The organism is Aeromonas sp. RU39B (genome assembly GCF_900156095.1).
Taxonomy (GTDB): Bacteria; Pseudomonadota; Gammaproteobacteria; order Enterobacterales; family Aeromonadaceae; genus Aeromonas.
Map to the genome: position 1 here is coordinate 1 of NZ_FTMJ01000025.1, position 13,373 is coordinate 13,373.

General features: G+C 53.4%; 11 protein-coding genes. 8 read left to right on the plus strand and 3 right to left on the minus strand.

Features of this window, described 5'->3' with window-relative positions; all coding sequences use genetic code 11:
* Positions 1-215: 215 nt before the first annotated feature.
* From BW958_RS19940 to BW958_RS19950, 3 genes are all read right to left on the minus strand, one after another.
* Positions 216-632, minus strand: coding sequence for an early set domain-containing protein (locus BW958_RS19940; RefSeq protein ID WP_076577657.1), 417 nt, complete (start codon positions 630-632; stop codon positions 216-218).
* A gap of 41 nt (positions 633-673) precedes the next feature.
* Positions 674-2,716, minus strand: a complete 2,043-nt coding sequence (locus BW958_RS19945; RefSeq protein WP_076577658.1) for a methyl-accepting chemotaxis protein — start codon at positions 2,714-2,716, stop codon at positions 674-676.
* 294 nt (positions 2,717-3,010) lie between these two features.
* Positions 3,011-4,093, minus strand: coding sequence for an ABC transporter ATP-binding protein (locus tag BW958_RS19950; protein ID WP_076577659.1), 1,083 nt, complete (start codon positions 4,091-4,093; stop codon positions 3,011-3,013).
* Positions 4,094-4,656: 563 nt separating this feature from the next.
* Between BW958_RS19950 and BW958_RS19955 the strand changes: the two genes are divergently transcribed.
* The 8 genes from BW958_RS19955 to BW958_RS19990 all read left to right on the plus strand — a co-directional run.
* Positions 4,657-5,889, plus strand: a complete 1,233-nt coding sequence (locus BW958_RS19955) for an extracellular solute-binding protein (RefSeq protein WP_076577660.1) — start codon at positions 4,657-4,659, stop codon at positions 5,887-5,889.
* Positions 5,890-5,962: 73 nt separating this feature from the next.
* Positions 5,963-7,267, plus strand: a complete 1,305-nt coding sequence (locus BW958_RS19960; protein ID WP_143233167.1) for a carbohydrate ABC transporter permease — start codon at positions 5,963-5,965, stop codon at positions 7,265-7,267.
* A gap of 12 nt (positions 7,268-7,279) precedes the next feature.
* Positions 7,280-8,131, plus strand: coding sequence for a sugar ABC transporter permease (locus BW958_RS19965; RefSeq protein WP_076577661.1), 852 nt, complete (start codon positions 7,280-7,282; stop codon positions 8,129-8,131).
* Between the two features lie 21 nt (positions 8,132-8,152).
* Positions 8,153-9,355, plus strand: a complete 1,203-nt coding sequence (locus tag BW958_RS19970) for a glycoside hydrolase family 53 protein (RefSeq protein WP_143233168.1) — start codon at positions 8,153-8,155, stop codon at positions 9,353-9,355.
* A 50-nt stretch (positions 9,356-9,405) separates the two neighbouring features.
* Positions 9,406-11,463: a beta-galactosidase gene (locus BW958_RS19975; RefSeq protein ID WP_076577663.1), complete on the plus strand. Its 2,058-nt coding sequence runs from the start codon at positions 9,406-9,408 to the stop codon at positions 11,461-11,463.
* Positions 11,464-11,520: 57 nt separating this feature from the next.
* Complete coding sequence (locus tag BW958_RS19980) at positions 11,521-11,868, plus strand: glucose PTS transporter subunit EIIB (RefSeq protein WP_076577664.1); 348 nt, start codon at positions 11,521-11,523, stop codon at positions 11,866-11,868.
* 9 nt (positions 11,869-11,877) lie between these two features.
* The gene (locus BW958_RS19985) at positions 11,878-13,059 is read left to right on the plus strand and encodes a glycoside hydrolase family 53 protein (protein WP_076577665.1); all 1,182 of its coding nucleotides are present in this window, start codon (positions 11,878-11,880) and stop codon (positions 13,057-13,059) included.
* Positions 13,060-13,107: 48 nt separating this feature from the next.
* Positions 13,108-13,373: pyruvate kinase (locus BW958_RS19990; RefSeq protein WP_256702087.1), on the plus strand; the 266-nt coding region annotated here is incomplete at its 3' end.

The window sequence follows — 13,373 nt, forward strand, 5'->3', positions numbered from 1 at the left end:
CAAGGCGATGAAACTGGTGGATGAAGCTGAGCGGGCTGGCTCGACCAAGGCCAAGACCACCTTTGTCGAGGCGGTCAAGCGCAGTCAGAAATAAGACGAGCCACGGTTCTTAAATAACAACGCCTGCTTAAGCAGGCGTTGTTATTTAAGAAACATAATGCCAGCCAATTTTTACGGGTTGGCATTATTTGTCGGTATTATCTGTACGGCAATATTTAATCTTTACTGACGGTGACGATCACCTTGGCGGGGTCACGACGATCAAGCGTAAATGTGTAACTTCCATCAGCAGCTGGTGTAAATTTCATATCGCCCCACTGGTAACCGGCTTTGACCACCACGGGCTTGCCTGACTCGACTTTGCTGGTGGGATCGAACTGGCCATAGGTCGTGTCACTTTTCCATTTTTCATCAGCAATCTTGAACTTGTAAGCGCCGTGACTGGCTTGCAGTTGCGTCTTTACGCTCAATAGGTCGGTCGCCTGAACCGTCATTTTGGCGGCAGCGGGCGCTTCCCAGTTGTTCATCTCGCCACGTAAAAACAGAGCACGGGTTTGCGCCGAGTCATCATCGGCAAATGCAGGTTGCAGGCAGCTGAGCATAGCCGCGACAAGCAGAGTACGTTTGAGCATGTTAGTAGGTCCTCATGGTCATGGGATATCTCCCGTTTTGGTCAGGTATTTTGCAGAACAAAGCGCTGTACCAGAGATTGCTGCTGTGATGAGAGCTTTTGCAGTTGCCCGCCGGTATGAGCCACATTGCCCAGCACTTTTTGGTTTTCATTGGCAATAGAGCTGATATTGCTGATGTTTCTGGCTATTTCGGTACTGGTTTGGCGCTGCTGTAGGGCCGCTGTAGCGATTCGACTGCTCAGTTCGGCCACTGAGTGAAGACTGTCTGAAAGAGCGCCAAGCATCATTCGGGTTTGTTGACTGTCCTGGCTACATGCCTGCATTACTCCGTGGCAGCGGACAATGGTCTCGACCGCTCCGGTGACCCCTTGCTGCAGGGCCGCAATGTGCGACTGGATCTTGGTTGTTGACTCTGCGGTATGACGGGCTAGCTGGCGTACCTCGTCGGCAACAACAGCAAAGCCACGGCCGTGCTCGCCGGCTCTGGCGGCTTCTATTGCCGCATTGAGCGCGAGCAGGTTAGTTTGCTCTGTGACCCGCTCAATGATCTCAAGAATGCCACCGATATTGACACTCAAGTGATGCACTGACTCAATGGCGTGGCGGGAGTCGGTCAGGTCGTCAGCTAATCGGCTCATTCGCTCTGCAGTGTGCTGACTCATCATGCTGGTCTGAGTGGCTTCTTTCGCCACCTGTGCCAGCGTCTGTTCGGCCATTTCAGCACTGGTTGCCACTTCTCGCGCCGAATAATCCATCTCCTCCATCGCGGCGCAGACACTGTTAGTTTCACTCCGCTGTTGCTCAAGCTGGCGGGTGGCGCTTTGTTGTGCGCTCAGGTTGAGCTCGGCCATTTCCCCGAGTGAACGGGCGGCATGTACCACTTGGCTGAGCATATTGCTCATCTCGTGTGCCAAAGAATTGATCCCTTTGCCTACTTGCCCCAGTTCGTCATGACGATCCAGCATGGCTCGTTGTGTCATGTCACCACGACTTAGTGAGAGCAGTGTTGTGAGCAGTTGTTGCATGGGTTTACGAATGGCGCGAATCAAATGCAGTAAAATAAGAGCGCTCAAACACAGTGAAACCAGTAGCCCAACCGAGAGCCCGATTTCCAGTTGCAACAAAATGCCCTGGCTTTGTGAAACTCGCGCACTGAGCTGGGCGTCCACGATGTCATCAATGGCAGAGAGCTCTGCGAGCAGTGAGTCAACCATGCGAGTTGCTTGCTCACTTTGATTGCGCAACTGCTCACTGCGCATAGAAAGTTCCAGGTGTTTTGCCAGGAGTGCTTGGGGGCCGGAGAGTAAGGTAAATACGTTATCGAGGGTAGTCCCGGCACTTTGTTCAAGGTCAATGTAGCCACCAAAGGCACTTTCCTGCGTGCGTAATTGCACAGCGAGTTGCTTGCGCAGTGCGGCCAGTTTCACCGCTGATGCGGTGAGTTGTTCAGCCTTGCTGGCAATCAGTTGGGGATCACGTTGTTTGAGCGAGTCCGTCACACTGCTTGTTTGTAGCTCCAACTCTTGTAACAGCTGATTTTTTGTAAGCACGGCAGGATGAGCCCCCAGTGGGGCAACCAATATATCCAGTTGTCCGCGCAATTTTCGAAAAGCGGTATCGAGTCTGTTATCGCGGCTGAGTGTCTGCTGATGGGAGAGGTTAGTGGCATAGTCAGTTGCCAGTTGCTTTATCAGTACCCAGTACTGGCTCTGTTGCTCGTCCAGCGTCGAGACCTTCTCTTGTAAATCGGCATCACGGTTGGTCTGCTCTTTTAGACGCAGCGCGTCTTGCTGATAGCTTTGTTGCCATTGCTGCATCAGGGCTATCGCCTTATCGATATCCTCCACTGAGGGCTGCAATAAGGCGACTCGCAGGCTCTTATCGAGAGAGAAAAGGTCACGCGTCACCGCACGGCTCTGTACTAACGTCGGGGCAGTGTGTCCGGTAAGCTCGCTGACTTGGGCTGCCAATCGTTGTCCGGTATAAAGCGAAAGCCCGACCGAGAGGATCAGCAACATGATGATGGTAAGAAATCCCAGTGCGATGCGCTGAATAATGGAAAATTGTCGTTTTGATGTCGTCATTGTGATCAATTACACGAATTAAGAGTGATGACACTCGATTGATTGATGACCGAAGACCTCTTCGGCGACTCGTTGCTGATGCGTCACAACACGTCTACAGCGCGTTTTTTGATCGTCAGGAACTTTTTGTGTAACGTTTTCACCATGCTGTGATCATTTTACACTGCCTAGTTAAAGACGAAATGACAACTCACCGGAGCTGAGAGATAGCTCTCATTTTCCTTTTAATAACAAATGAATAAAAAAAAGCCCCCGGCTCTGCTGGGGGCTAACCTGGCATGGCTAGTGATGAAATCAGTGGTTAATGCGCAATCCTTCTGCATCAAAAACAAGACAATGTTCGGGTGAGAAAAAGACGTCCATTTTCTGGTAGGGACTAAATGCGCTGTCGCCGGCAAGCAACAGTTTAAATCCATCGACGCCGCAGCACTGGCCAAACAGATAGGTACTGTTGCCAAGGCGTTCAACCACTTCACAGGTAAAGGTGAGGTGAATGCCTTGGCCGTTTGGCACAACATGCTCCGGACGCAGGCCCAATGTCACTTCGCTGCCTTCTGCTACGCGAGAGGTGGCGATGGGCAAAGTCAGGATCTGCTGCTCACTGACTTGTACGGTCAGCTCATTTTCACTCCAAGCAAGCACTTTCCCGGGCAGGAAGTTCATCTTGGGGGATCCGATAAAACCAGCGACAAACTTGTTGGTTGGTTTGTAGTAGAGCTCCATCGGGGAGCCCACCTGCTCTACTTTGCCGTAGTTCATGACCACGATCTTGTCTGCGAGAGTCATGGCTTCCACCTGATCGTGTGTAACGTAAATCATGGTGGTCTTGAGTTCCTGGTGCAATTTGGCGATATGCAGGCGCATTTCTACCCGCAACTCTGCATCCAGGTTGGAAAGTGGCTCGTCAAACAGGAACACTTTGGGGTTGCGCACAATTGCCCGACCGATTGCCACGCGTTGACGCTGACCGCCAGAGAGTTGCTTCGGCTTGCGGTCTAGCAGGTGCGACAGTTGCAGCGTCTTGGCAACCATGCCGACCTGGTGCTCAATGTCAGCCTTAGGTACGCCATTAACTTTGAGGCCATAACCCATGTTTTCCGCCACGGTCATATGGGGATAGAGCGCATAAGACTGAAACACCATGGCGACACCACGGTGTGCAGGCGCAACATCATTGACCACTTGCTCTCCAATGGCGATATGACCTTCTGATATCTCTTCCAGACCGGCAATCATTCTGAGCAGGGTTGACTTACCGCAACCGGATGGACCGACGAAGACAGTGAATTCACCATCTTCAACATCCAGATTCACATTGTGCAGGGTCACATTGTTGCCGAAGCGCTTGACCACATTGCTCAACCTGATACTCGCCATGAGATTTAACTCCTTAATAATGAATGCTTTAGCTCTAACGTCAGCGCCGAATACACGGCGAGGGCGTACATCAGAAACATGACTGGAATATCCGGCTTGACCCGTAACGACGACAGAGCACGCCACCTGATTCCGTTGCTGTGAGAGGAATATACCAGCGTGGTGTAACCGTTTGCACAAAATGGTGTTTCTTTTGTGCATGAGATCACAGCCTTTGCATCTGCCGCTGGCAGATATAGCAAGCTCCGCTTACCGTAGCGTCATTCGGTGTAATCGTTACCCTTTTTGCCATAGCAAGTGCGGTAGTGGCGTCGTCTTGGTCTGTTGACATAGACGATAGAGGAGATAAAGCCGGATCTGATGGGCAAACTTAAAAGCATTATTTATCAGTTAGTTGTGATGTTTTTCTGTAAATAGTTAATTGTTCGATATCCAGAGGGGTGTCAGCTAGGTAGACGTTTTTAATGACTGTTTACACAGCTATGTGAGCGAAAGACAGCAAAACAGAAGCAATGTGACTGGAGTATCGTGGTTTTTAACCTGTAAAGGGACAAGGAAATCATATGAAGATCAATAAATTGGCTGCTGTTGTCATGATGTCACTCGGTGTTGCTGGTGCATTCTCACAAGTTGCACGTGCTGCCGATGGTGAGTTGCTGGTATGGGAAGACATCAAGAAGTCCGATGGCATCATGGATGCGGTGAAGGCGTTTGAAAGCAAATACAACGTCAAGGTCAAGATCCTGGAAACTCCCTATGCCCAGCAGATCGAGAAGCTGCGTCTGGACGGCCCGGCGGGTATTGGTCCGGATGTGCTGGTTCTGCCACACGATCAGGTCGGCACTGCAGTGGTGCAGGGTCTTATCTCTGAACTGAAGGTTGCGCCTGAGTTCCTCGGTGGCTTTACCAAGCCGGCGGTCGATGCCCAAACATACCAAGGTAAGCTCTACGGTCTGCCTAAGGCCGTGGAAACCATCGTCATGGTTTACAACAAAGATCTGATGCCCAAGGCGCCGGAAACCTTTGATGAGTTGGTCAAGGCCTCGAAAGAGCTGCGAGCCAAGAACAAATATGGCTTGCTCGCCAAGTTTGATGAAATCTATTACGCCTACGGTGTCGTCGCCGGGATGGGTGGTTATGTGTTTGGTCAGAACAGTGACGGCTCACTTAATGTGAAAGATGTCGGTTTGGCCAACAAGGGTGCCATCGATGGTGTTTCGTTCCTCAAGACTTTCTATGCTGATGGTCTGTTCCCGGCAGGTATCGTAGGCGACACCGGTGCGAACGCCATCGATTCGCTGTTTACCGAGAAAAAAGCGGCCGCTGTTATCACCGGACCCTGGTCGTTCAAACCTTATCAAGATGCTGGTGTGAACTATGGTGTTGCACCGCTGCCGACCCTGCCCAATGGCGAACACATGCGCTCCTTCCTGGGTGTGAAGGGTTACAGCGTGTCCACTTACTCCAAGCAAAAAGAGCTGGCTCAGAAGTTCATCGAATTTATCAACCAGCCTGAATACGCCAAGGTTCGCTTCCAGAAGACCGGTGAAATCCCGCCGATCAAGTCTCTGATCGATGATCCGATTATCAAGAACGATGACAAGTCCCGTGCGGTAGCCATCCAAGCCGGGTTCGCAACTCCGATGCCGAGCGTACCGGAGATGCAGGAAGTATGGTCCCCTGCCAACAGCGCCCTGCAATTGGGTGTCACTGGCAAGCAGGATGTGAAGGCTGCACTCGATGCTGCGGTCAAGAACATCAATATGCAAATTGAAGTCAATCACTCGCAGCAATAAAGAAGCGGGCATTAGCCCGACACGGCACGGGTGACAGTGGTCACCCGTGCGCTTCAAGGAAAGGAGGTACATTGTGGTTGTCGATACCAGCGATATCGCCGAGGTGAGTGCAAGAACCCATCACGCCAAGATTGCAGCCCTGTTATCGCTGATCCCGGGACTCGGGCAGCTTTACAACCGTCAGGGAGTCAAGGCTGTGGTGTTCTTCGTCGTCATGGCCAGCTTTTTTGGCGTGTTTCACGATTTTCTGGACCAGGGCTTTTGGGGCCTGTTTACGCTGGGTACCGAGTTGCCGCGTGACAACTCCGTGTTTTTATTGGCTAAAGGGATCATCAGTGCCCTGATAGCTGCATTTGGTTGCGGTTTCTATTATTGGGGAATTCGTGATGCCTATGTGTGCGGTGACAAACGTGATCGTGGTCTGCAACTTGGCAGCATCCGCAAGCAATATCAGTTACTGCTGAGTGAAGGTTTTCCTTACCTGATGATCACCCCGGGATTCATCCTACTGGTGTTCGTGGTGGTATTTCCGATCATCTTCGGTTTCTCCATTGCCTTTACCAACTATGACCTTTATCACACCCCGCCGGCCAAACTGGTGGATTGGGTAGGTTTCAAAAACTTTATCAATATCTTCCGTTTGGATCTGTGGCGTTCGACCTTGTTTGACGTCCTGCAGTGGACCGTCATCTGGACCCTGATTGCCACCACATTGCAGTGTTCTGTCGGGGTACTGCTGGCTATTCTGGTTAACCAAAAGGATCTGCGCTTCAAGCCGTTGATTCGCACCATCCTGATCCTGCCTTGGGCGGTGCCGGGTTTTGTTACCATTTTGGTTTTTGCCGGCATGTTTAACGAAACCTTCGGGGTGATCAATAACGGTATTTTGGCCGCTCTTGGCATTGAACCCAAAGCGTGGATGACGGATCCGTTCTGGACCAAAACCGCACTGATCATGATGCAGACCTGGTTGGGTTTCCCCTTCGTCTTTGCCATGACCACCGGGGTGCTGCAGGCCATTCCCGATGATCTTTATGAGGCGGCCACCATTGACGGCGCGACAGCTTGGCACAAGCTCACCACCATCACGTTGCCGCTGGTGCTCTACTCCATTGCACCGATCTTGATCACGCAATACACCTTCAACTTCAATAACTTCAACATCATCTATCTGTTCAACAACGGTGGACCGGCGGTGGTGGGGTCGAACGCAGGCGGTACCGATATCCTGGTCTCTTGGATCTACAAGTTGACCATGTCGTCGTCCCAATATGCGATTGCTGCGAGCATCACCATCCTGCTCTCGATTTTTGTGGTCGGCATCGCCTTGTGGCAGTTCCGTGCGACCAATTCGTTCAAGCAAGACGACATGGCGTAAGGGGAGCTGATCATGAGTGTCAAACACAGCGTTAAAAAGAGTAATTTTATCCGTCTGGGCCTGAGCTACCTGCTTCTGGCCATGGTGTCAGTGATCATCATCTATCCGCTGGTCTGGACGGTGGGGGCATCGCTCAACCCGGGCAGCAGCCTGCTCAATACCTCGATCATTCCGGACAACTTCTCGTTCATTCACTACAACGAGTTGTTCGACGGTCACATCGATTATGCAGCCTGGTACTGGAACTCGATGAAAATCAGTTTTATGACCATGGTGCTGACCTTAATCAGTGTGAGTTTTACCGCCTACGCCTTCTCACGTTTTCGCTTCCGGGGTCGGCAAAACGGCTTGATGTTGTTCCTGCTACTGCAGATGGTGCCGCAGTTCTCGGCGCTGATCGCCATCTTCGTACTGGCCCAGATGCTCGGACTGGTTAACAGCCACCTGGCGTTGGTGCTGGTGTATGTCGGCGGCATGATCCCGATGAACACCTATCTGATGAAGGGCTACCTCGACGCCATACCCAAAGATCTGGACGAATCGGCGCGGATGGACGGAGCAGGAAACTTCCGCATCTTCATCGAGATCATCATGCCACTCTCCAAGCCGATCATCGCGGTGGTGGCCCTGTTCTCGTTTACCGGTCCACTGGGTGATTTCATTCTGGCCAGTACCATCCTGCGTACACCGGATCAGTTCACTCTGCCTATCGGCCTTTATAACTTGGTGGCCCAGAAGATGGGTGCCAGTTACACCACCTATGCCGCTGGCGCGGTACTCATCGCCGTTCCGGTCGCCATTTTGTACCTCTCTTTACAGAAGTACTTTGTCTCCGGTCTCACCGCTGGCGGGACCAAGGGTTAACGCAGCAACAGGATGTGAATGATGAAACTCAAAACTAGTCTGGTGATGGCCGCCCTGCTGACAGGCGGACTTCTTGGCACAGCCACTCAGGTTTGGGCTGCCGAGTCAGCCGTGGTGCAGCCGGTCAAGGTCGCCAATGACTTCATCAAAGGTGCCGATGTATCAATGCTGGCCGAAGTCGAAAAGCATGGGGGTAAATACTTCGATGCTAACGGTAAGCAGATGGATGCCATGGCCATTCTCAAGGAAAACGGCTTTAACTACATCCGGTTACGTATCTGGGTTGACCCTAAAGATGCCGAGGGGCACCCCTATGGTGGTGGTAACAACGATCTGGCCACCACCATTGCGCTGGCCAAGCGGGCCAAAGCGCTGGGCATGAAGTTCCTGCTCGATTTCCACTACAGTGATTTTTGGACTGATCCGGGTCGCCAAAACAAGCCTAAGGCCTGGGCCAACATGAATATCGAGCAGCTGACCAAGGCTGTCTATGACCATACCAAGCAGACGATGGACGGGCTGCAACAGGCCGGTATCGTACCTGACATGGTGCAGGTGGGTAACGAGATCAACGGTGGCATGCTGTGGCCGGAGGGCAAGAGCTGGGGTCAGAACGGTGGTGAGTTTGATCGGCTGGCCGGATTGCTCAAGGCGGGTATTCGTGCGGTCAAGGAGCATGGCAAAGAGATCAAGATCATGCTCCATCTGGCCGAGGGAACCAAGAACGATACCTTCGTTTGGTGGTTTGATGAGGTCAGCAAGCGTGATGTGCCGTTTGATGTGATTGGCCTGTCTTTCTACACCTACTGGAACGGCCCGATCAGCGCACTCAAGTACAACATGGATGACATTAGTAAGCGTTATAACAAAGACGTGATCGTGGTGGAGGCCGCATATGGCTACACCACGGAAAACTGTGATAACGCGGAAAACAACTTCACTGCCAAAGAGGCCAGTGATGGTGGTTATCCGGCCTCCGTGCAGGGGCAGGCTGATTTTCTCAAGGATCTCATCAAAAGCATTGATGGTGTTCAGGGTGGTCACGGTAAGGGCATCTTCTATTGGGAGCCCGCATGGTTGCCGACTCCGGGAGCAACGTGGGCTACCAAGGCCGGTATGAAATACAACAACGATGACTGGAAGGAGGGCAATGCCCGCGAGAACCAGGCGTTGTTTGATTGCTCTGGCAAGGTGCTGCCGTCCATCAAAGTGTTCAATCGCTAAGTCTTTGCGGCCGGTGCCTGGCACCGGCCGTCTGCTGTCAGGAGAGAGAGATGTTCAAGTTTCCCCCGCTCAGTGAACGAGTGCCGGCGCTGCTGCATGGCGCCGACTACAACCCGGATCAATGGCTGGACGATCCGGCGATCTTTGAGCGCGATATCGAGATGATGAAACAGACCCACTGCAACGTGATGTCAGTGGGTATTTTCAGTTGGTCGGCGCTAGAGCCCCAAGAAGGACAGTTTGAGTTCGGCTGGCTCGATACCGTGATTGATCGCCTTCATGAAAATGGAATTTCAGTCTTTCTGGCTACGCCCAGTGGTGCCCGCCCGGCTTGGCTTTCCCAACGTTATCCTGATGTGCTGCGGGTGAGCAAAGAGCGGGTGAAGGCGCTGCACGGTGGTCGCCACAATCACTGCATGACCTCACCGGCCTATCGCAACAAGGTTCGTGCAATTAATACCGCCTTGGCTGAACGCTATGCTCATCACCCTGGCGTGATTGCCTGGCATATTTCCAACGAATACGGTGGAGAATGCCATTGCGACCTGTGCCAGAACCGCTTTCGTGAGTGGCTCAAAGAACGCTATGGCACACTGGATGCGGTGAACAAAGCGTGGTGGACCACGTTCTGGAGTCACATCTACACCGACTGGTCGCAAATTGAGTCGCCGTCGCCGATTGGTGAAGGATCTATTCATGGCCTCAATCTGGATTGGAAGCGTTTTAATACTGCACAGGTTTGCGATTTTTGCGCCGAAGAGATCAAGCCCCTCAAGGCCGCAAATCCGGCGATTCCGGCCACCACCAATTTCATGGAGTATTTCTACGATTACGACTATTGGCAGCTGGCCAAGGTGATCGATTTTATCTCCTGGGATAGCTACCCGCTGTGGCACAACAACGAAGATGACTGCACCTTGGCGGCCTACACCGCCATGTATCACGACCTGATGCGTACCCTTAAGGGTGGCAAGCCGTTCTTCCTGATGGAGTCAACGCCGAGTCTGACCAACTGGCAGCCCATCAGCAAGCTGAAAAAGCCGGGGATGCATATTCTCTCCTCGCTGCAAGCGGTGGCGCATGGCTCGGACTCAGTGCAGTACTTCCAATGGCGTAAGAGCCGTGGTTCGGTAGAGAAGTTCCACGGTGCTGTTGTGGACCATGTCGGTCATATCAATACCCGTGTCGGCCGTGAAGTGCAGGCGCTTGGTGAAATGTTGGCTGCGTTGCCTGAGGTGGTTGGCAGCCGGGTTGAGGCCAAAGTGGCCATCATCTTCGACTGGGAGAGCCGCTGGGCCATGGACAACGCCCAAGGGCCGCGTAATGCCGGGTTATTCTACGAAAAGACGGTGACCGAGCACTATCGCCCCTTCTGGGAGGCTGGGGTGGCGGTGGATGTGATCAATGCCGATTGTGATCTCAGTGGTTACGAGTTAGTGATCGCGCCAATGCTCTACATGGTGCGTGACGGCTTTGGCGAGAAGGTGGAAGCCTTCGTCAGCCAGGGTGGGCAGTTTGTCGCGACCTACTGGAGCGGCGTGGTTAACGAGAGCGATCTTTGCCATCTCGGTGGTTTCCCGGGGCCGCTGCGCAAGGTGCTGGGGATCTGGGCTGAAGAGATCGATGGTCTCTACGATCATGAGCACAACAGTGTTAGCGGTCTGGTTGGCAACGAAGTTGGTCTCAGTGGTCCGTATGATGTCACCCATCTGTGTGAACTGATCAATCTGGAAGGAGCCAAAGCGCTGGCAAGCTACGGGCAGGATTTCTATGCCGGTCAACCGGCCGTGACGGTCAATGACTTTGGCAAGGGGCGTGCTTACTACGTGGCATCACGTAACGACTTGCCATTCCAGCGCGACTTGTTTGGTTATCTGATTAACAGCCTCGGTTTACCGCGTGCACTGCCATGCGAGCTGCCCTATGGGGTGACCGCGCAGCGTCGCAGTGATGGCAAACACGAGTTCATTTTTGTGCAGAACTTTCTCGGTCAGGAGTGTGCCGTGCTGTTGCCGGCAGGCTACGAGGACATGGTCACCGGACAGTTGCCCGCCGGCAGTTTGACGTTGCCAGCCTTTGGTTGCCGCATTCTGCGTCGCACTCTCTGATGGTTCACGGGCCGGCGTGCTCCGGCCCCATTATCAATCACGACAAGGAGATCCCTCATGGTTCGCATGCAGGATTTCAAAAAGCTGTTCGCTATGGCGCTGGGTCAGAAAGAGCAGAAGGTGGCGAGTGACACCCCATCTGCCCTCGATGAGTCGTCTATCACCGGCCTTATCGCTGCCTTCGGTGGCAAGGAGAACATTGCCGGGTTTGATGCCTGTCTGACCCGTTTGCGAGTCAAGGTGCATTCACTGGCACCGGTTAACAGCGATGCATTGCAAAAACTCGGTGCAATCGGCGTCATCATTATTGGTGATGAAGTGCAGGCCATTTTTGGCAAGCGTTCGGATAACTTGCGCCGTGAGCTCAATAGCTGGCTCGAGTTGCACGAACCGAACCAGCCTTAAGGAGCCGATATGCGTTGGTGTCGTCGCCATGGTCCCATACTGGCCATGCTCGGCGCGTTGGGCGCTGGGGCAGGCATCAGCGCAGAGGCGGCTACGCCGCTCGCCATACGCGGTGCCGATATCTCGTCACTGGCCGAGCTGGAAGCGCGCGGAGTGCACTATCGCAAAAATGGTCATGAGTATGAGCTGATGCAACTGCTCAAGAGTGAGGGGCTCAACCTGGTTCGGTTGCGCCTGTGGGTTGACCCTTACTCGAAACAGGGTGAACCCTTTGGTGGCGGCACGACCGATCTGGCGCAGGTGATGGCGCTGGCCAAACGGGCCAAAGCACTGGGTCTACCTTGGTTGCTCGATCTGCACTACAGCGATTTTTGGGCCGATCCAGGGAAACAGTTTACGCCACGAGCCTGGCAGCAAGACTCTCCCGAGCAGTTAGCCCGCCATATGCACGACTACACGGAGTCGGTCATGCAGAGCTTGCGTAAGGCCGATCTAATGCCCGCTATGGTGCAAGTTGGCAATGAGCTTAACAATGGTTTGCTCTGGCCGATTGGACGCCTGCGCCAGCACAGTGAAGCGGAGTTCGATCAACTGGCCAACTTGCTGCGCTCTGCCATCGACGGGCTGCGTAGCGGGAGTGATGGCGTGCCGATGTCCCGCATTGTGTTGCATCTGGCCGAAGGTGGTGACAAGGCACAGTGTTTGCGCTGGTTTGCTGCCATGCAGGCGCGGGATGTGCCGTTCGATGTGTTGGCGCTCTCGTTTTATCCCTACTGGCACGGCACGCTGGGTCAGCTCAAAGAGAACATGTTGGCACTCGCCGAGCACTTTCATCGGCCTTTGCTGGTGGTGGAAACCGCCTATGGGTTTACCCGCGATAACGCTGATGGGGTCGTCAATGGCTTTGGCGCCGCGGAAGAGGAAAAAGGGGGGTATCCCGCTACGCCAGCCGGACAACTGGCATTTCTTGATGACTTGCGCCGGGTGATCGGTGCCGTGCCGCAAGGGCTCGGCTTTGTCTATTGGGAGCCAGCCTGGCTGCGGGTTCCCGGAGACACGTGGGCCACTACGGCCGGTTTGCGTTTTCTCGGGATCAATGGCCCACAGGGTAACTCTTGGGAAAATCAGGCCCTGTTTGATTTTCATGGGGAGGGCTTGCCTGCATTGGCAGCTTTTGCCCCTTATCGTTAGCTGTAACCCTTGCCTGTGGGTGAGGGAATTGACCACAAGAACCCATTCATGAAAAAAACCAAGATTGTTTGCACTATCGGTCCGAAGACTGAATCCCACGAGATGTTGGAAAAGATGCTGGATGCCGGCATGAACGTCATGCGCCTTAATTTCTCCCATGGCAGTCATGACGAACATGCCGCACGTATTGCTACTTTGCGCAACGTGATGGCTGACACCGGCCGCAAAGCTGCCATCCTGCTCGACACCAAGGGCCCGGAAATTCGTACCATGAAGCTCGAGGGTGGTAACGACGCCTCCCTGGTCGCCGGCCA

Excerpts from the sequence above, each read along its gene's own strand:
- BW958_RS19945 (WP_076577658.1), bottom strand. The coding sequence starts at position 2,716 with ATGACGACATCAAAACGACAATTTTCCATTATTCAGCGCATCGCACTG.
- BW958_RS19940 (WP_076577657.1), bottom strand. The coding sequence starts at position 632 with ATGCTCAAACGTACTCTGCTTGTCGCGGCTATGCTCAGCTGCCTGCAA.
- BW958_RS19985 (WP_076577665.1), top strand. The coding sequence starts at position 11,878 with ATGCGTTGGTGTCGTCGCCATGGTCCCATACTGGCCATGCTCGGCGCG.
- BW958_RS19965 (WP_076577661.1), top strand. The coding sequence starts at position 7,280 with ATGAGTGTCAAACACAGCGTTAAAAAGAGTAATTTTATCCGTCTGGGC.
- BW958_RS19950 (WP_076577659.1), bottom strand. The coding sequence starts at position 4,093 with ATGGCGAGTATCAGGTTGAGCAATGTGGTCAAGCGCTTCGGCAACAAT.
- BW958_RS19970 (WP_143233168.1), top strand. The coding sequence starts at position 8,153 with ATGAAACTCAAAACTAGTCTGGTGATGGCCGCCCTGCTGACAGGCGGA.
- BW958_RS19955 (WP_076577660.1), top strand. The coding sequence starts at position 4,657 with ATGAAGATCAATAAATTGGCTGCTGTTGTCATGATGTCACTCGGTGTT.
- BW958_RS19975 (WP_076577663.1), top strand. The coding sequence starts at position 9,406 with ATGTTCAAGTTTCCCCCGCTCAGTGAACGAGTGCCGGCGCTGCTGCAT.
- BW958_RS19980 (WP_076577664.1), top strand. The coding sequence starts at position 11,521 with ATGGTTCGCATGCAGGATTTCAAAAAGCTGTTCGCTATGGCGCTGGGT.